The sequence below is a fragment of the Thermosporothrix hazakensis genome (assembly GCF_003253565.1).
Classification (GTDB): domain Bacteria; phylum Chloroflexota; class Ktedonobacteria; order Ktedonobacterales; family Ktedonobacteraceae; genus Thermosporothrix; species Thermosporothrix hazakensis.
The window spans coordinates 164,826-180,010 of sequence record NZ_QKUF01000008.1 but is presented as its reverse complement, the minus strand read 5'-3'; the positions used below and the strand labels follow the sequence as shown (position 1 = coordinate 180,010).

Sequence of the window (15,185 nt, the reverse complement as noted above, 5' to 3'; positions counted from 1 at the left end):
CGACCGCATTGTATCATCAGGGGTACGCATGCGGCAACACTGGCCGGGGATCAGGGGAAGAGGCGCGGGGATTTGAACTGTCGCTTTGGCCTGGGAAGCGCCCGGACCTTCTGCGTGAGTACCTGTGCTGTGGCCCAATCGAGCGCCTGGGCGAACTCCGCGATGCTTGGGAAGCGCTTCTCAACGTCTTTGGTCAGGGCCTTCATCACGACCTGCTCGATCAAGGGAGACAGCGCCGGGTTTTTGCTCCGCAGCGGCGGCGCGGGCTTGTGCAGATGCTGCTCGACCAGCGCTTCAAAGTCGCCAGTGAAGGGGCATTCACCGCAGAGCCATTCATAGGCGATGACTCCGAGTGAGTATTGATCGCTACTGCGTCGAGGCCGCCCGATAAGCTGTTCGGGAGCAGCATAGAGCACCGTTCCCTCAAAGTCGTATTGTTCCGGGTAGAGTGGGTCAAGGCTATGCGAGACCACAGCAATGCCGAAGTCTCCTAGCAGCACCTCACCACGGGGCCCGACAAGCAGGTTATGCGGCTTGAGATCGCGGTGGATCAGCGTTTGCTCGTGAAGATACCCGATTGCAGCGGCGATCTGCTGCACATACTGATTGACGGTCTCAGGGGCCAGCACGCTTCCACGGGGGTGTTTCTCACGCAGGGTGCCATTTGGCGCGTAATCCATAATTAAAAAGGCAAAGTCGTCCTCAACACCAAAATCCAGAATATGGACGATATGCGGATGTCGGAGCCGGGCCAGCTTCTTGGCATGCACATAGAATTTGGTCAACTCCTCGCCCATGCGGCGTCCTGGCAGAATTTTCAGCGCGACCTGCTGTTGATCCTGCTCTCGAATTGCCAGATAGACTTCAGAGCCCTCGCCCCGGTCCAGCAGGCGCACGATTCGATACCCGTTTATTGTTTGTAGGCGGTTTTGCTCCAGAATAGTCATTTTTGTGTATCCTCAGCAGGCTGCCATCTCCGGTGCGAGAGATGAGCGCTGTAGAGAGCGTTCAAAGAGTTTTTGCTATGGGTTCCATGAACGCGCCTGCCTCCAACAGCTTCTGTTCTCGATCGTTTTGAAATACAGTAGTGTTCTACAATACGAAAGGGAGAATCCCTGTCCCCCAGTCTATAGTATCTTTTGTAGCAACGGTTTGAAAGGAAACAGGCTAAAATGGCTAGTGTATAGACACCTTTCGGCGCTGTCCTGCAAAACAGGTATTCGCTTTATCATATCTCCCGCGGGCTACATGCTGTTTCCCGAAAGCGTTCTTTGCAGGAAAGTATAGCATATTTTCGCGGGCTTTTTGCACACGTCCATTGGGACCTGGAAGACCTTGACCGTGACGCTACGTCATGGTGTACAAACCAAAAAGAGAGTTTGATCAGGAGAAGAAGCAGTGAATAAGCGGCTCTACTATACCGGTGAGGTTGCTCGGATGGCAGGTGTGACAGTGCGCACGGTGCGCTTTTATGATAGGGAAGGGTTGCTCTCGCCTTCGGCACATAGCGAGAAGGGATATCGGCTCTATACCGATGAGGACGTTTTGCAGTTGCAGAAGATTCTGGCGCTCAAATATCTGGGCTTCTCGCTGGATGAGATCAAGTGCTGCTTGCAGATCGCTCCTTATGAACTGGGCGAATGGCTGTTGCTGCAAAAGATCATGCTACGCGAGAAGCGTATGCAGCTTGATTCGATTCTGCAAGCAATCGAGAAAACAGAACAGATGTTGCGGGCAGGTGCTGGCGACTGGCATACACTGCTTCATATAATCCAGATGATGCAGCAGGAGCAGGCGGGAGATTGGAGAAGGAAGTATCTGGATGAGTGGCAGGTCAAACGGCTTGAGGAGCTGTCTCGAACCCACTACACTGAGGCACAGCGGCAAAAGCTGGCGGAATGGGGCAAAGATTTCGGCGAAGAGGAGCAAAAGCAAGCAAGTCTGAGGTGGGAGCGCATCGGTGGCGAACTCAGGCGCATGGTACGCGAGGGCATCGCCCCGGAGAGCCCCGAAGCGCAACAACTGGTGGCGGAATGGCTGGACCTGATGCAGGGCTTCACACATGGCGATCCCGACATTATCGAGAGCCTGAAGCGGATGCATACCGACATCAAGCAGATGAGTCCGGAGCAGCGGCCCTTTCAGCTCCCCTATGAGGGAGAAGAGGAGGCCTTTCTATATCGGGCCCTTGCTCTCTATGAGCAGCGGCGCTAAGCGTGCCCTGTCGTTTTGATGGAAAAAACGCTGCTATAGTGGTTGCTCCACAGAAACGGCGCAATCCCGGAGAATCTCGCGGGCGGCTCGCACACCTTCCTGCGCGCCTCCTTCCATGAAGCCTTGCATCTCGTTCGCGCAATGTTCGCCCGCAAAGAGGATCGGTCCCTGCCGGGCGCCTTCGTAGCCGCAGAAACTCGTCACCTGTCCGACCAACCAGCAGGCATAACTTCCACGGATGAACGGGTCTCCTGTGGGATAGCTCAGGGCGGCCTTGCCGGTGAAGTGATCGCTGAGGCCGGGAAGCAACGTCTCAAGCTGTTCGAGCGTGTCACGAGCATAGTGACGCAGCAGATCGGCATGCTCCGGCTCGTTGGTGGTGGTATAGGGTGCGGCTGGAGCATACAAGCGCCCTTTTGTGCCGCCGGTAAAGTGAACCAGAATGCCCCCCTCGCCCTGCTGACCGGTTGTGGCTTCCCAGATCGCTTGCAGGCGGTCCGATTGGAAGCTGTGGTTCTGGAAAATCCGTTGCCAGGGACGCGCATCAAACTGAAGTATGAGCTTGGAGTTGGTGCCATACCCGAGCTCAGCGATGGCCTTTTGCTTGAGCGTATCAAAGCCAGCCTTGCGATAATCGACCTCGCGCAGGGCGCTAAATGGCAGCGTTAACAGCGCGTACTCACAGGAGATGTCCTGAAATCCGCGCTCGGTGTCGAAGGTTAGCGTTACCCGATCGTTGGCGTGACGTTTGATCGCGACAAGGCGGTGTCTCAGGCGGATAGCGTCTTCGGGAAGAGAGGCCGCAATTGCTTCCGGCAGTCGCTGATTGCCACCCGCAATCCGGTAGCTCACGTCAATAGAGCTGGAGAGTGCTGACTGCGGGGAATGGGCAAGCAGGTAGCCGAGGTACGTCACCAGGTTCATGGCGCTCTGTTCCCAGGTGTCCACGCCATACAGGGTTGTATAGAGGGTGTCGAGCAGCATGCCTGTCGGCGAAGCGTGCCCGTCGGGGATGTAGCGCTCGATCCAATCGTATGTGCTCATATGATCAAGCATCGCTGCCATCGGCGTGTAATGGTCCCAGGTGGTTGCAGGGTCGATCTGATGATACTGCTCAAGCACGCGCGGAGCGATCTCCTGAAAGGACCGGGTCAGCTCGCCAAAGGTATAGGATCTGCCGAGAAGCTGATATTTGATACCTGTGTCTTCTCCATGCGCATGGTGTGTTTCGAGGAGAGGAAGGCGAAACCGTCGAGCAAGCGCGAGAATGGTAGAATGATCGCTATCGATGTACTCACCGCACCATTCCGCGCTTTGCTGCTGGCTCCAGTGCGTGGCGGAATGGATGCGCCCTCCTACTCTGTCGCTTGCTTCGTAGAGAGTGCAGGGAACCCCGGCATCATGGAGGGTGAGGGCTGCACTCAGTCCGGCTATGCCTGCTCCGACAATGGCGATATGGCCTATCATGCGTCTGGAAGGGGAGAATGAGCGCTTTTGGCGGGTGATACAGTCATCGTCGGGTGTTGTGTGGTGCGCATTTGAAGCTTGCTTCATGAAAGAAAACTCCTCGGAAGGCGTGCGGACCCTTCGCAGAATCCCGTTTTTATGCGGAGAAAGCGCCCTTCTGTCAAGGCTAAGGGAGCTGCTGATCTTCTACTGATAGGTGCTCTCTCCCCTTATTGTACCCTATTTTTCCCTGTTTTTGAGGGTGGAACATCGGCCGGGGGAGGGCAGCAGGAGGACATGATCCTCCCGCCGCGCTATTTCTCAACGGTAAAAGCCGAGGGACAGTATGCGGCAAGCTGGCACTGGTCACAGAGCGGCTTGCGAGCCTTACAGATCGCCCGGCCATGATAGATCATCCTGAACGCGAGTCCGAGCCATGCATCCCGGGGGATGATTCGCATCAGATCCTGCTCGATTTTGTTGATATCGCTCTGCTTGCTCCAGCCGAAGCGGCCAGAGAGGCGGGCCACATGCGTGTCAACAATAAAGCCCTCACTGATCCCGAAGGCGTTCCCGAGGATCACGTTTGCCGTTTTGCGCGCGATGCCCGGCATTTTGACCAGCTCCTTGATGGTCTGCGGGACCTCTCCATGATAGTGGTCAAGCATATACTGGCAGGCGGCGCGGATGCTGCGGGCCTTGTTGCGGAAAAACGTGATTGACTTGATATCCTGCTCAAGCTCTTCCTGTGGCGTGTTCGCGTAGTCCGCGGCGGTATGATATTTCTTGAAAAGCTCTCCGGTCACGGCATTGACGCGCTCATCCGTGCACTGGGCGGCGAGGATGGTCGCAACCAGCATCTCAAGCGGCGTGGAGAAGTCGAGATCATACCGTGCGTTCGGATAGAGATCATGCAGTGTCTTGATGATAGCCTGAACCTGCTCCTGAGAGCAGGGGGCGGGACCGCTATAAGGTGTCATTGTGAGCCCCTTCTTTTCTGAATTGCTTCGCTTCCCTTTTCTTTTTCTCATTTGCAAAAATGGAAAGGGTCTTCAGCATACTCTAGAGGCTCTGTAACCGCTTGTCAATGCGACTGTTATGAATGGGTATTTTGTTTATGGAGTGAGATGCTGCCTTTTGGTGCGCTGGCCTGAATGCGCGGGTGAGCGGCGTTGGTGCTGGCGAAATCGTTATAGACTTCTTTCTCATCTTTGGCCTCGGCTTGCAGGGCAAAAGTACTCTCTGCGGGCAGCGTGAGATCAATCGAGCCGCTTTCCGAGTACAGTTGATAGTTACCGTTGGGATCGAGCGCGCCCTTGATTGTGATATCGCCATCCGTCGTTTTCAGCGTGCTCTGTCCTTTCAGGGTGACGTTCGTCAGGTCGATATCGCTGCTCTGGGTGGTCACCGTGATCTGGCTCTGCAAGCCATCAATTGTGATTGAGCCATTTGTATGCGTGATCTGAACGGTACAATTACTCGGCAGGGTGATATCCAGGTCAACGCGTTCCTGTTGAAGCAGCGGGATCGCGCTATTCTGGCCGCCAGTCAGGATATCAAGCTCACTTCCCTTTTGCTTGAGCTCAAGCGTTGCGTTGGCGATATTGCCGAGGAAACCGGAGGCGTGACGGCTTCCCTTGACCTCAATTGAGCCGGTCTGTCCACTATGGAGGAAAATCTGTCCGCCGCCGTTGCTCTGAATGTTGACCAGGGGCGTCGTGCCGACCGTGATCGTCTGTTGCGGGATATCAACCGGCTTATCGTTGAGCTGGCGCACCACGAAGAAGCCTGCAATCAGGAGTATGCCACACAGTACCAGCACCAGCGGAAAGCGCCACCAGGGAGCGCTGGTGGTGAGTTCTTCGCCTTCCTGCTCGGCCTGAAGGCGCCAGCGGCTCTTCACAATAGCGGAATGTCGCTTCTGAATTGCTTTCGGCGGAATGGGTGCGAAAGGAAGCAGCAGTGTCGGGGCCGTCACCTGCGAGGGATCGTCTTTTTTAGTGTAGGGCAGGGAAAAGATATCGTCTTCATCAGTTGCCTGCTTCGGTTTGGCATGCGAAGGGAGCTTCAGCCGTGGGAAGAAGCCGGTCAGTTTTGGCGGCGTCGATGTGCGGACGACCGGGGTGGGATCCAGTTGCAGATTCGGGTCCGTACCGTGAAAGCTATACGGGGAAGCAGCGGGCGGCGTTTCTCGGTTGACGGTCTCCGAGAAAGTGAGGTGCTCGGCTGGCTCGTTTGGCGTTCCCTGATAACTCATGACGGCTCCTTGTCTCTCCTTGCGTGTACGATCAGGAAGGGCTTCCCTTCTGCTGGCAATTCTCGGACTGAAATCTATCGATCTGTTGCCAGAAAAAAAATCAGTTGTCCAGCCTAAATATACCATATCAGAGCAAAAGAGATGAGAAAACCGGGACCTGTTGGTAAAGAAAAGGAAGGCCCGGTCTCCCGAGCCTCCTTTATACCGGGAAGCCGACGACGCTCAGTTCGCCTTATGAATTGCGATATTGCCCACCACCGTTCTCAGCGTGAGCGCTGCTCTGGGGCTGTTTCCCGTCACGTCGCTCTCGAAGGCATTGGAGATAGGGCCGAGCGTGCTGAAGGCATTGAGTTGAAAGGCGGAATCGGCTGGCAGCGTGAGATCAATCGAGCCGACCTCGGTTTCAAAAGAGTAGGGGCCCGTTGTATCCAGCGTACCGTGAAAGGCGATTGCTCCGGCTGTGGTCTGGAACGTCGAGCCGGCTTTCAGCGTCACCTCATTCATGTCGATCGCTCCTGCCTCCGAACGGATCTTGACCACGCCGGTGATTTGCTCAATAGAGGAGCTACCAACCTTGTTCTTGATCTGGATGTTGCTGTGTTCCGGGGTTGTGAGCTCAAGGCGCGGCCCGTGATGCGTCTCATTGCTGGCTGTTCTGGAACGTAAGACCTCTTCTATGCGGATGGTGTTGCCATCCTGACGCGCGGTGATGTGAAAGTCCTTGCGCTCCTCATCTGTGATCTGCGTGATAGCGAAGGTCACGGTATTGCTGTCCCCCTTGCGGATCACGATGTCTGCTACATCGCTTGCTATCACCAGCTCCGGGGGCTCGACGACCTGAAAAGGAATCGTACCACCGTCCTCTGTTTTCGAGGTTATCTGCTTCTGGTCACAGGCGCTCAGAGCAAACAGCAGAAACAGGAGAAAGCAACCTCCCCATCTGGCCCATACAATACTTCTTCCCATTGCACTCCTCAACACTTTTGAGAATAAAAAGCTTCTATGAGGAGTATGACAGATATTTTTGTGGATTGTGTTACAGAAATGTTACAGTTTGGTTGAGATTCGGTGAAGAAGTCTGTTGTATCACAGCAGCAACTATGGCACGCAACAATTGTTAATCTATCGGCATTATCGATACTTTACTTGAGAAAGATTGTGTTGTTCGATACAAAGTGAGCTGTTATGATGGGTGCAAGCAATCAGAAAGAAGGAGTTTGAGATTATGCCATTTGTCAGAATCAGTGTAATGCGTGGAAAATCGGCGGAGTATCGGACAGCAATCAGCGAGGCGGTGCATCAGGCGATGGTGGAGACGATTGACGTTCCGCAGGATGATCGCTTTCAGGTGTTTCATGAGTGTGAGCCTGACGGCCTGATCTATGATCCCACCTATCTCGGGATTGAGCGGAGTAATGATCTGCTGATCCTGCAAATCACGATGCGCCGTGGGCGGACCGTCGAGCAGAAGAAGGCGTTCTATCGGCGGTTAGTCTCTCTGCTGGCGGAGAATCCGGGGGTGCGGTCACAGGATGTCTTTGTCAACCTGATTGAGAATAGCGGGGCTGATTGGTCGTTTGGCAATGGAGAAGCACAGAGGGCAGAAGTATAACGCTGTCAGAGCGGAAAGGGGCGGCCTGCATCGACGCGCCCCTTTTCCGATTCCATGCATCTCACATCATAAAGCGCCAGGGAGCCAGCAGTTTTTCGCTGGCCTTAACATACCAGGGGCGTTTTGCCCAATCCTCAAGCGTAAGCTCAAATGTGTCGGAGGTATCGTAGTCGAAGAGCGTGTGCATCTGCCGTGCGAACTCTTCGCTGTAGATCTCGACATTGATTTCAAAGTTGCCAATGGAGCTCAGACGATCCAGATTGGCCGTGCCAACAGTGGACCATTCGTCATCGATGGTGCAGGTTTTTGCATGCAACATGGAGTGCCGATAGCTGAAAATCCGAATGCCAGCTTGCAGGCACTCGTGGAAGTAGCCATGCGAGATCCAGTCGGTCAGGATATGATTTGAGACCCAGGGAACCAGAATGCGCACATCAACACCACGTCGTGCCGCATTTTTGAGCGCAGCGAGCAATGCATGATCAGGCAGAAAGTAGGCATTTGTCAGCAGAATGCAGTTCTGGGCACGATCAATTGCATCAATATACATATCGCGAATCGGGAAGGTCAGGCGGATCGCGTCGTTTCCATGGACCGAGATCAGCGGATTGAACTGTGTCTGGTAGTGGCGCTCAATCTCGATGCCATGCGGCTTGAAGCGATTCCAGAAGGCAATGAACGAGTTTGCCAGTGTAGCCGATGCCTCGCCCCGAATACGTAGATGCGTATCGCGCCACTGGGTCGCGTACACGCTGCCGATATTGTAGCCACCAATAAAGCTAATCTCGCCATCTACCACCAGAATCTTGCGATGATCCAGCGCGTAGCGGCGTGGGTCGAAGATATGCCAGATGCGTTGTACCGGCATGAACTCGAACAGATGCACATTTTTGGGGAAGGACGATTTAAAGGCCCGTGGCACAACGAGATTGCCGAACGCGTCGAAGATGACATAGACATCAACGCCCTCTTCTGCCTTCTTTGCCAGATGATCCCGAAAAGCTCTCCCTATGGCATCGCCCTTCCAGATAAAGGATTCGATCATGATACAATCTTTTGCTTCGTCAATTGCTTTGAGCATATCATCATAAAGATCGCAGCCATAGCTATAGAGCTTTAGATGGTTATTTTCACCAACGGCGATCTCATCAAGTTCGCGGTGGGGAAAGGTTTTCGCCTTCTGTCTCAGACGCCGTATTCTTGACACAACCTGCAACACGGCAGCGGTTAGAAGTTGCAGCAGGAACAAGACCAGTAAAACGCGCTGTATAATGCTGCGTACAGGAATACGCGGGCGTAAGAGTGGCGGTCGCTGTCCCGTTTCCGGTGAAGTCGTCATAGGTAAGTAAACCTCTCAAGCTGAGTTTAGAAAAAGGCCACTCTCTATTGTACACGATAGAACGGACAGATGGCGTCATTGCCATCGGTCCTTTGCTGAGGTGCTTTCCCTGCTCCCCATCCTCTTACTTCATTGTAGAATGCTAGACTTCGCGTTGAGGTTGATACGGTCCGCTAATATGCTCGAAATTGGGGCGATAACGTGTCTGGTGGTACTGTTCGGGTTTGACCCGGCGGGCTGGGAGCGTTTTTCCCGGAATATCGGTGGCGATATACTGTCCCTCGCGGAAGGCGGCCATAACGCCATGCTCACCCTTTTCCAGCGTGCTCATAATCAGGTTGGTGAAGAAGATCGCCATGTGCTTGTCATACACTTCTGGCTCACCGCTGCGCAGGAAATAGGTGAGATCGATCGGCAGGAAGCGCACCCCTTTGAGGCGTTTCGTCAGCTCTTCGGCCAGAAATTCGGCGACATTGGCCTTTTTGCGATGCCCATACGCGTCGGCCTCGCCTATCTCGGGGACGGGAACACCCAGATTGGCCCCCTCGGAGAGCACAACCGTTGAGTAGTGCTGTGGGTTCTCGCGGTCATGCGCGATCAGTTCGGCCAGATGGTCGATGTTTGCGGGCACCTCGGGAATAATCAGGCGGTCGGCCCAGGTGACAACGGCGGTTTCGAGCGCGGTAAAGCCCGCGTCGCGACCGAACATACGGAACAGGACCGTCTGCCCGTGGGAACCGGCAGTTGAGCGAATACGGTTAATAAACTCGGCGGCGCGGCTGATGGCAGTCTGGAAGCCGATGCAGTATTCGGTACCGGGCACATCGTTGTCCATTGTCTTGGGGATACCCCAGACAGGAACGCCACGTTCAACCAGCCTGGCGCCGAAGCTCAGCGTATCATCTCCGCCAATGACGACCAGTCCATCGAGCTCAAGGAACTCAAGGTTCTTGATGACCTCATCGGTCAGATCGACGCGATCGTCGGGCTGCTTTCCCTCCCCATAATGCTTGAGGTGGGGCGGCAGATCGGCGACCTTCATGCGGGCAGGATTGGTGCGTGTTGATTGGAGAATGGTGCCACCCTGGCGGTCGATGTCGCGTGTGTTGAGGCGAGTGAGTGGCAGGAGATAGCCTCCCTTCCAGCTCGCAGGCTCGTCGAGCCGAAACACCAGCTCATCACGGGAGCGGCTGCGATCCAGCAGGGTGATGCCTTCCCAACCCAGACGCAGGCCCATGACACGAATATCCATTGTCGCGGCCCGATAGACCATCGCCTTGATGGCGGCATTCAGGCCGGGAACGTCGCCGCCGCCGGTCAGAACACCAAGAGAGCGAATAGGACGAGTGACTTTAGCAGGCATAGAAGAAAACCTCCTCATCATTTGTCCCTCGACGCCTTCTCCCTCCCGAGAGATGCGCCGGAAGATCTTTTCTGTTGTTCCTCTCTGCAACTCTGATGAGCTACCAAACAGGGAATATTCTCTCTTTGAGGCAAAGCATACCACAGATACAGCATTCTGTTAATTCTTTGTCTGTTTTCATCAAAAACGGTAGTACTTTCTTTTGAAAATGAGATATGCCTTGTTCTGGTAGAGCTATCTTTCAAGAAATACTATGAATTCTTCTTTTTATGCTTGAGGAATGTGCTCTACAGCCTGTTCATACTCCAGAGAGAATCGATGAGGGAGAGCGGAAATTGAGGTAGGGAGTGGTGAAAATGATGCTTATATCAATATATATCAATGAAATGCCGGAAAGAAGCTGCATCCTTCCGGCACAGTGTTTAGCGGTTGACCTGATTGCCATGTATTGTGATGCTGCCACCCGCGTGCAGAGTCAGCATACTGCTCCCTTCACCATAGATCAGCGTGGCCGCATTGTTGCGCGACTGAGCAACGGCGCTGCCGCGGATGTTGCCGCCACAATGAGCCTGAATGGTCATATGCGGGTTTGCAGGCAGGAGATAGGTGATGCTGCCGCCTGCAAAGAAGGAGGTTGGCCCCTCGTTTGTGATGTTCCCGGCAAGGGTCAGGCTGCCACCAACGTGAACCGAACGAATCGTGCCTACCTGCTCAATCGTGGCACTGCCGCCTGCGCGTGGCGTATTGATGACCGCTCGGGGGCTATCCTGAATGTGAATGCTGCCGCCGATATTTTCGCAGGAAAGCATGTCGCCAATACCGGTCGCCGTCAGGCTGCCACCGATATTTTCGAGAGCGACCTGCCCGCATTGCCGGGTGGTGGTGCTGCCACCAACGGAGCCAAGCACGCGAAGCGAGGGCAGCTCAAAGGCTTCAAGACTGCCACCAATCGAGGTGCTTTCTACCCCATCGCTGATCTGGAAGAGGTGGACACTGCCCTCGATGCGATCCAGAAAGCCGCGCCCGGTGTGGTTGCGGATATCAACGGAGCCTGTGCGCTCGATGGAGACGGTACCCGTTGAGCGTTCGACTGTGACCTGTGTGTTGGTGTAGTTGAATAAGAGCCCTTTGATGCGCGGAACCCAGGCGGTGACATCGCTGCGATAGTGCGAGACAAAGAGGGTATCCGCTTCAAAGCGCAGCCCCTGAATTGGCTCGGCTGCTTCAACCATGATCTCTTTTTTCTCCCAGGTGCGAACGGTGATATTGCCCTCAATGGTGCTGAAAACGATGCGGGGTTTATGTCCTTGAATAGAGAATGCTTGCTGCCACATGAACTTTTTTCCTTTCAGAATGTTCAAAAATTTATATTCTATTGATTATTTTTGCTGCTCTTTGAAAGAATATTACCATGTCAGCAGGAAAAATGTCAATACTTTCCTGGTAAAAAATAGCAGAACTTTGCAAATTTTTTCTTTATCCTGGAAAAGTGAGCAGCAAGAGGGAGTTTCTTGACTGAGAATATTAGGTTATAGTAGGGAGGACAGAAATGTGCACTCGATGAGAGGAGAGAGCAAGAATGGTTGCATCAACCGACTTTATGGGCCCGTTGATTCTGGCGGCGGGCGTGGCATGCTGGATCTGGGTCTTTATCGATTGTTGGCGTGATCCTCGACTGGATCCGCGTATCAAGCGGCGCTGGCTGCTCCTGATCGGCCTGCTGCCAGGCGTTGGCGCGATCATCTATGTGATGCGCAGACGCTGGCAATACCGCCGTGATCGCTATCCAGGAGAGCGCTAACTATGGACTTTTGGTGCAAGAGGCAACCTGAGTCATCGGATATACGTACTATAGTATTGATACCAGCCGTATGGATACAGCGAAGAGAACGAGTTCAGGGATTGCCTGTTTTCTGTGCATACCCTTTATATAGAATAAGCTGCATGCAACTCCTTTTTAAAAAAAGTGAGTATCTCTTCAAACGGCGTGAAAAGCGAGGAGAGAACAATGTTTCCATTTTTTTTCGACTTTGCCGGTAGGGGCGCTTCGTGGATCTGGGTGTTCCTGTCGATCTGGGCAACAGTCGATTGTGCCCGGCGGCTGAGGAACGAGCAGAAAATCTTCTGGATTGTGCTGATCTGGCTGATTCCCTGGGGTGGTACGTTCCTCTATATCTTCTGGGGGCGCAGGCTCTCGGGACAGAGAACAACCCCGCCTGTTGAGACGCCCCAGTATACCCCGGTGAATACGGCGCATTATTATAAAGGGCAGGAACAGTCCCGGGAAGAGCGGTCCTATGAGCAGGGATATGTGCCTGTAGAGCCCAAAGAAGCGGAAACGTACTGGCAACGCTATGAAGAGCCGATGGCTTCTTATCCGGAAGCGCCGCATGAGCAAGAAATGATGCAGCAGCAGCGACAGAAAGAGTGAATGGAGCGAACAAATGGGTCTTGTCATGTTTTTGTTCTTTCTCCTTGTATTTGCGGTGATCGCTATTCTGTCGATCCTGCTGGTGGTATTCTGGATCTGGATGCTGGTCGATTGCCTCAAAAATCGGGGTATCTCTGACACCATGAAATTGCTCTGGGTGGTGTTGATGATCCTGTTCTCTCCTATTGCCTCTTTTGTCTATTTTTTTACCGACAGAAAGAAGGCGAAAATCCAGTATTATTATGAGCCGATGCGCATTCAGGCTCGGCAGGCATCCTGGTCGGCATCATATCATGCAAGCTATCAGGCGCGGTCCGAGCCTCGTTCGGCCTCTGAAGCGCCTGCCACGCCTTCCCGTGCCCAATGGGAACAGTACGAGGAGCCACGAGCGATCTATCCCGAACCGCCACAGGAGCAGCAGCAACAACAATGGCGTGACTGATGAATCAGGGGAACGTTCAGCACCTGGTGAGAAAAGCGAATAGCTACTATACTGAAGAGACTGCAACAAAACGTTCTTCTTTACGTCTATTCTTCTAGAAGATGCTATTTTGCTGTTCGGCTGATCGCTCGTTCAGGAGGCGTACATGTCCGAATCCATGCTGATGCTCCTTAATCTGGGCTTTATCCTGTTGTTTCTGGTGTTCCCACTCGTGACGCTGGTCCTCTTTCTCTGGATGCTGATCCACTGCCTCAGGAATCGGGGCATCTCCGACACCATGAAGCTGATCTGGGTGATCCTGATGCTTCTGTGCTCTCCTGTTGCTCCTGTGGTCTACTTTTTTACCGACAGGAAGAAGGCAAAAGTTCGATATTATTATGAGCCGACGCGTGTTCAGGCTCCGCTGCCATCCTGGTCGGCAAATGATCACGCAAACTATCGGGAGTTGCCCGAGCCTCACTGGGCCTCTGAAGCGCCTGCCACGCCTTCCCGTGCCCAATGGGAACAGTACGAGGAGCCACAAGCGACCTATCCCGAGCCGCCACAGGAGCAGCAGCAACAACAACAATGGAGTGACTGGTGAATCAGGGTGAAGGAACGCACAATATCTAGCGAAAAAAGCGAATAGCTGCTATACTGAAGAGACGAAATGAAAAAGCTGTCTTCTCTTTTGATCTTCGAGAAAACCCTGTTTCTCTATTCGGCTGACTGTTCGTTCAGGAGGCATACATGTCCGAATTCATAGCAACATTATTTCTACTGGGCGTTATCTTGCTGTTTGTTGTTTTGCCAATCGCGCTGGTGGTGTTCTGGGTCTGGATGCTGGTTGACTGCCTGAGCAACCGGGGTATTACGGATACGATGAAAGTGGTCTGGGTAGTGTTGATGATCTTTTTCCCGTTTCTCGGCTCGCTGCTCTACATGCTGATTGATCGCCCGAAGCGCAAATTTATAATGTTCTATACACCCTATCCGCCCTCGCACCCGATGTCGCTTCCGCCCTATGGAGCGCCTGTTCCGCCTCCAACATATGGAGCGCCTGCACCACCGCCGGGGGCAAGCACGCATTGGGGCCCCCCGAATCCCTGGCCCTGATATGCTGTATTTCGGGTAAAAGGGAAGCGGCTGAGCAAGAGAGATGGTATACTAAAGAGAGAACTGTTTAACCCATGTGGCATGTGAAAAGGAGCGTTTCTATGCCCTGGACTGCCAGCCGCTATTATACCCTGATTGTCACCATTGTGTTTCTTATCGTCGGTGTACTGGGAATTGGCAACACATCAACCATGCAGCCCGCGAATTTTCTGGGGCTGGACCTCGATATTGTGCATAACTTCATTCATCTGGCAACCGGTTTTCTGGCGTTGAGTTGCGTAATTATGGGGTGGGATCGGCGCTTTAATCAGATTTTCGGCGTGGTGTATGTTGTGCTTGCGCTGCTCGGGCTGTTGTATCCGTTTCTCTACTTTGATCATCGTCTGCTTGGTATTATGCACGCGAACATCGGGGATCACCTTTTCCACTTTGTTGCGGGTGCGATTGCTCTGTACTTTGGCTTTGCCTACAGGCGTGAGCCCGTCCCCGCGGCATAGTGCCAGGGGAAAGGCTCAAGAGCAATCAGGCATGTTCGACGAGGCGAACCGTATGCTTGATCTCAAGCGCTTTGCCGAGTAGAATGCCCACCGTGCAGTGCTGTTCGGCCAGTTCCAGCGCTCGTTCAACCCGAGCAAGGGTGAGCGTTGGCCCGGACAGCACGTGTTCAACCGTGATGGTGGTATAGGTGCCGGGGGCGCTGGTGCGCTCGCTGCGGAGGTGCAGTTCGTAGCTGGTGATTTCCTGACGCTGTTTGCGCAGAATCGAGACCAGGGTGATACCAGTACAGCCAGCCAGAGACGCAAGCATCACCTCTGTCGGGCGGGGTGCTGAGTTCTCGCCACCACTTTCCGGGGCTGCGTCCATGCTCAACGTGAAACCGCTTCCCGTTTCCGCCTGAAACCGCATCTTGCCGTCCAGTGTCGCATGGACAGAGATTTCATTAGCCATTCTTTCAAAGTCCTCCTGAAAAAGACGATATCTCAGCA

Annotated in this window: 17 protein-coding genes; 8 read left to right on the top strand and 9 right to left on the bottom strand. The window is 53.8% G+C overall.

Annotation, left to right across the window (positions count from 1 at the left end):
* Positions 1–50: 50 nt before the first annotated feature.
* Positions 51–947 carry a serine/threonine protein kinase gene (locus EI42_RS13915; RefSeq protein ID WP_111322963.1) on the bottom strand — a complete coding sequence of 299 codons (897 nt, stop codon included), beginning with the start codon at positions 945–947 and terminating at the stop codon, positions 51–53.
* 451 nt (positions 948–1,398) lie between these two features.
* Here EI42_RS13915 and EI42_RS13910 point away from each other — a divergent pair, with 451 nt between their 5' ends.
* Positions 1,399–2,214: a MerR family transcriptional regulator gene (locus EI42_RS13910; protein ID WP_111322961.1), complete on the top strand. Its 816-nt coding sequence runs from the start codon at positions 1,399–1,401 to the stop codon at positions 2,212–2,214.
* A 33-nt stretch (positions 2,215–2,247) separates the two neighbouring features.
* On the opposite strand, the gene EI42_RS13905 is transcribed toward EI42_RS13910, so the two are convergent.
* From EI42_RS13905 to EI42_RS13890, 4 genes are all read right to left on the bottom strand, one after another.
* On the bottom strand, positions 2,248–3,768 hold the full coding sequence (locus EI42_RS13905) for a flavin monoamine oxidase family protein (RefSeq protein WP_111322959.1): 1,521 nt from the start codon (positions 3,766–3,768) through the stop codon (positions 2,248–2,250).
* A 206-nt stretch (positions 3,769–3,974) separates the two neighbouring features.
* Positions 3,975–4,640 carry an endonuclease III gene (nth, locus tag EI42_RS13900; protein WP_111322957.1) on the bottom strand — a complete coding sequence of 222 codons (666 nt, stop codon included), beginning with the start codon at positions 4,638–4,640 and terminating at the stop codon, positions 3,975–3,977.
* Positions 4,641–4,756: 116 nt separating this feature from the next.
* Entirely contained in the window at positions 4,757–5,917 is a 1,161-nt protein-coding gene (locus tag EI42_RS13895) for a DUF4097 family beta strand repeat-containing protein (RefSeq protein WP_170142609.1), read from the bottom strand.
* A gap of 222 nt (positions 5,918–6,139) precedes the next feature.
* A complete protein-coding gene (locus EI42_RS13890) occupies positions 6,140–6,883 on the bottom strand; it encodes a DUF4097 family beta strand repeat-containing protein (RefSeq protein WP_111322953.1) in 744 nt (247 codons plus the stop codon).
* Between the two features lie 259 nt (positions 6,884–7,142).
* Here EI42_RS13890 and EI42_RS13885 point away from each other — a divergent pair, with 259 nt between their 5' ends.
* Positions 7,143–7,529 (top strand): tautomerase family protein, encoded by a 387-nt coding sequence (locus tag EI42_RS13885; protein ID WP_111322951.1) that lies wholly within the window; start codon positions 7,143–7,145, stop codon positions 7,527–7,529.
* A 61-nt stretch (positions 7,530–7,590) separates the two neighbouring features.
* Here EI42_RS13885 and EI42_RS13880 read toward each other — a convergent pair whose 3' ends face one another.
* The 3 genes from EI42_RS13880 to EI42_RS13870 form a co-directional block, all read right to left on the bottom strand.
* A complete protein-coding gene (locus tag EI42_RS13880) occupies positions 7,591–8,868 on the bottom strand; it encodes a phospholipase D-like domain-containing protein (RefSeq protein WP_111322949.1) in 1,278 nt (425 codons plus the stop codon).
* Between the two features lie 142 nt (positions 8,869–9,010).
* Positions 9,011–10,231: a 6-phosphofructokinase gene (locus EI42_RS13875; protein ID WP_111322947.1), complete on the bottom strand. Its 1,221-nt coding sequence runs from the start codon at positions 10,229–10,231 to the stop codon at positions 9,011–9,013.
* A 422-nt stretch (positions 10,232–10,653) separates the two neighbouring features.
* Positions 10,654–11,565 (bottom strand): hypothetical protein, encoded by a 912-nt coding sequence (locus EI42_RS13870; RefSeq protein ID WP_111322945.1) that lies wholly within the window; start codon positions 11,563–11,565, stop codon positions 10,654–10,656.
* A 245-nt stretch (positions 11,566–11,810) separates the two neighbouring features.
* Here EI42_RS13870 and EI42_RS13865 point away from each other — a divergent pair, with 245 nt between their 5' ends.
* From EI42_RS13865 to EI42_RS13840, 6 genes are all read left to right on the top strand, one after another.
* A complete protein-coding gene (locus EI42_RS13865; RefSeq protein ID WP_111322943.1) occupies positions 11,811–12,032 on the top strand; it encodes a PLDc N-terminal domain-containing protein in 222 nt (73 codons plus the stop codon).
* Between the two features lie 207 nt (positions 12,033–12,239).
* Positions 12,240–12,662: a PLD nuclease N-terminal domain-containing protein gene (locus EI42_RS13860; RefSeq protein WP_111322941.1), complete on the top strand. Its 423-nt coding sequence runs from the start codon at positions 12,240–12,242 to the stop codon at positions 12,660–12,662.
* A gap of 25 nt (positions 12,663–12,687) precedes the next feature.
* Positions 12,688–13,104, top strand: a complete 417-nt coding sequence (locus EI42_RS13855) for a PLDc N-terminal domain-containing protein (protein ID WP_111323095.1) — start codon at positions 12,688–12,690, stop codon at positions 13,102–13,104.
* A 145-nt stretch (positions 13,105–13,249) separates the two neighbouring features.
* Positions 13,250–13,687, top strand: coding sequence for a PLDc N-terminal domain-containing protein (locus tag EI42_RS13850; RefSeq protein ID WP_111322939.1), 438 nt, complete (start codon positions 13,250–13,252; stop codon positions 13,685–13,687).
* A gap of 146 nt (positions 13,688–13,833) precedes the next feature.
* Entirely contained in the window at positions 13,834–14,199 is a 366-nt protein-coding gene (locus EI42_RS13845) for a PLDc N-terminal domain-containing protein (RefSeq protein WP_111322937.1), read from the top strand.
* Positions 14,200–14,300: 101 nt separating this feature from the next.
* Positions 14,301–14,696, top strand: coding sequence for a DUF4383 domain-containing protein (locus EI42_RS13840; RefSeq protein ID WP_170142608.1), 396 nt, complete (start codon positions 14,301–14,303; stop codon positions 14,694–14,696).
* Between the two features lie 25 nt (positions 14,697–14,721).
* Here the strand turns inward: EI42_RS13840 and EI42_RS13835 are convergent, their stop codons facing one another.
* Positions 14,722–15,147 (bottom strand): OsmC family protein, encoded by a 426-nt coding sequence (locus EI42_RS13835; protein ID WP_170142607.1) that lies wholly within the window; start codon positions 15,145–15,147, stop codon positions 14,722–14,724.
* Positions 15,148–15,185 lie beyond the last annotated feature (38 nt).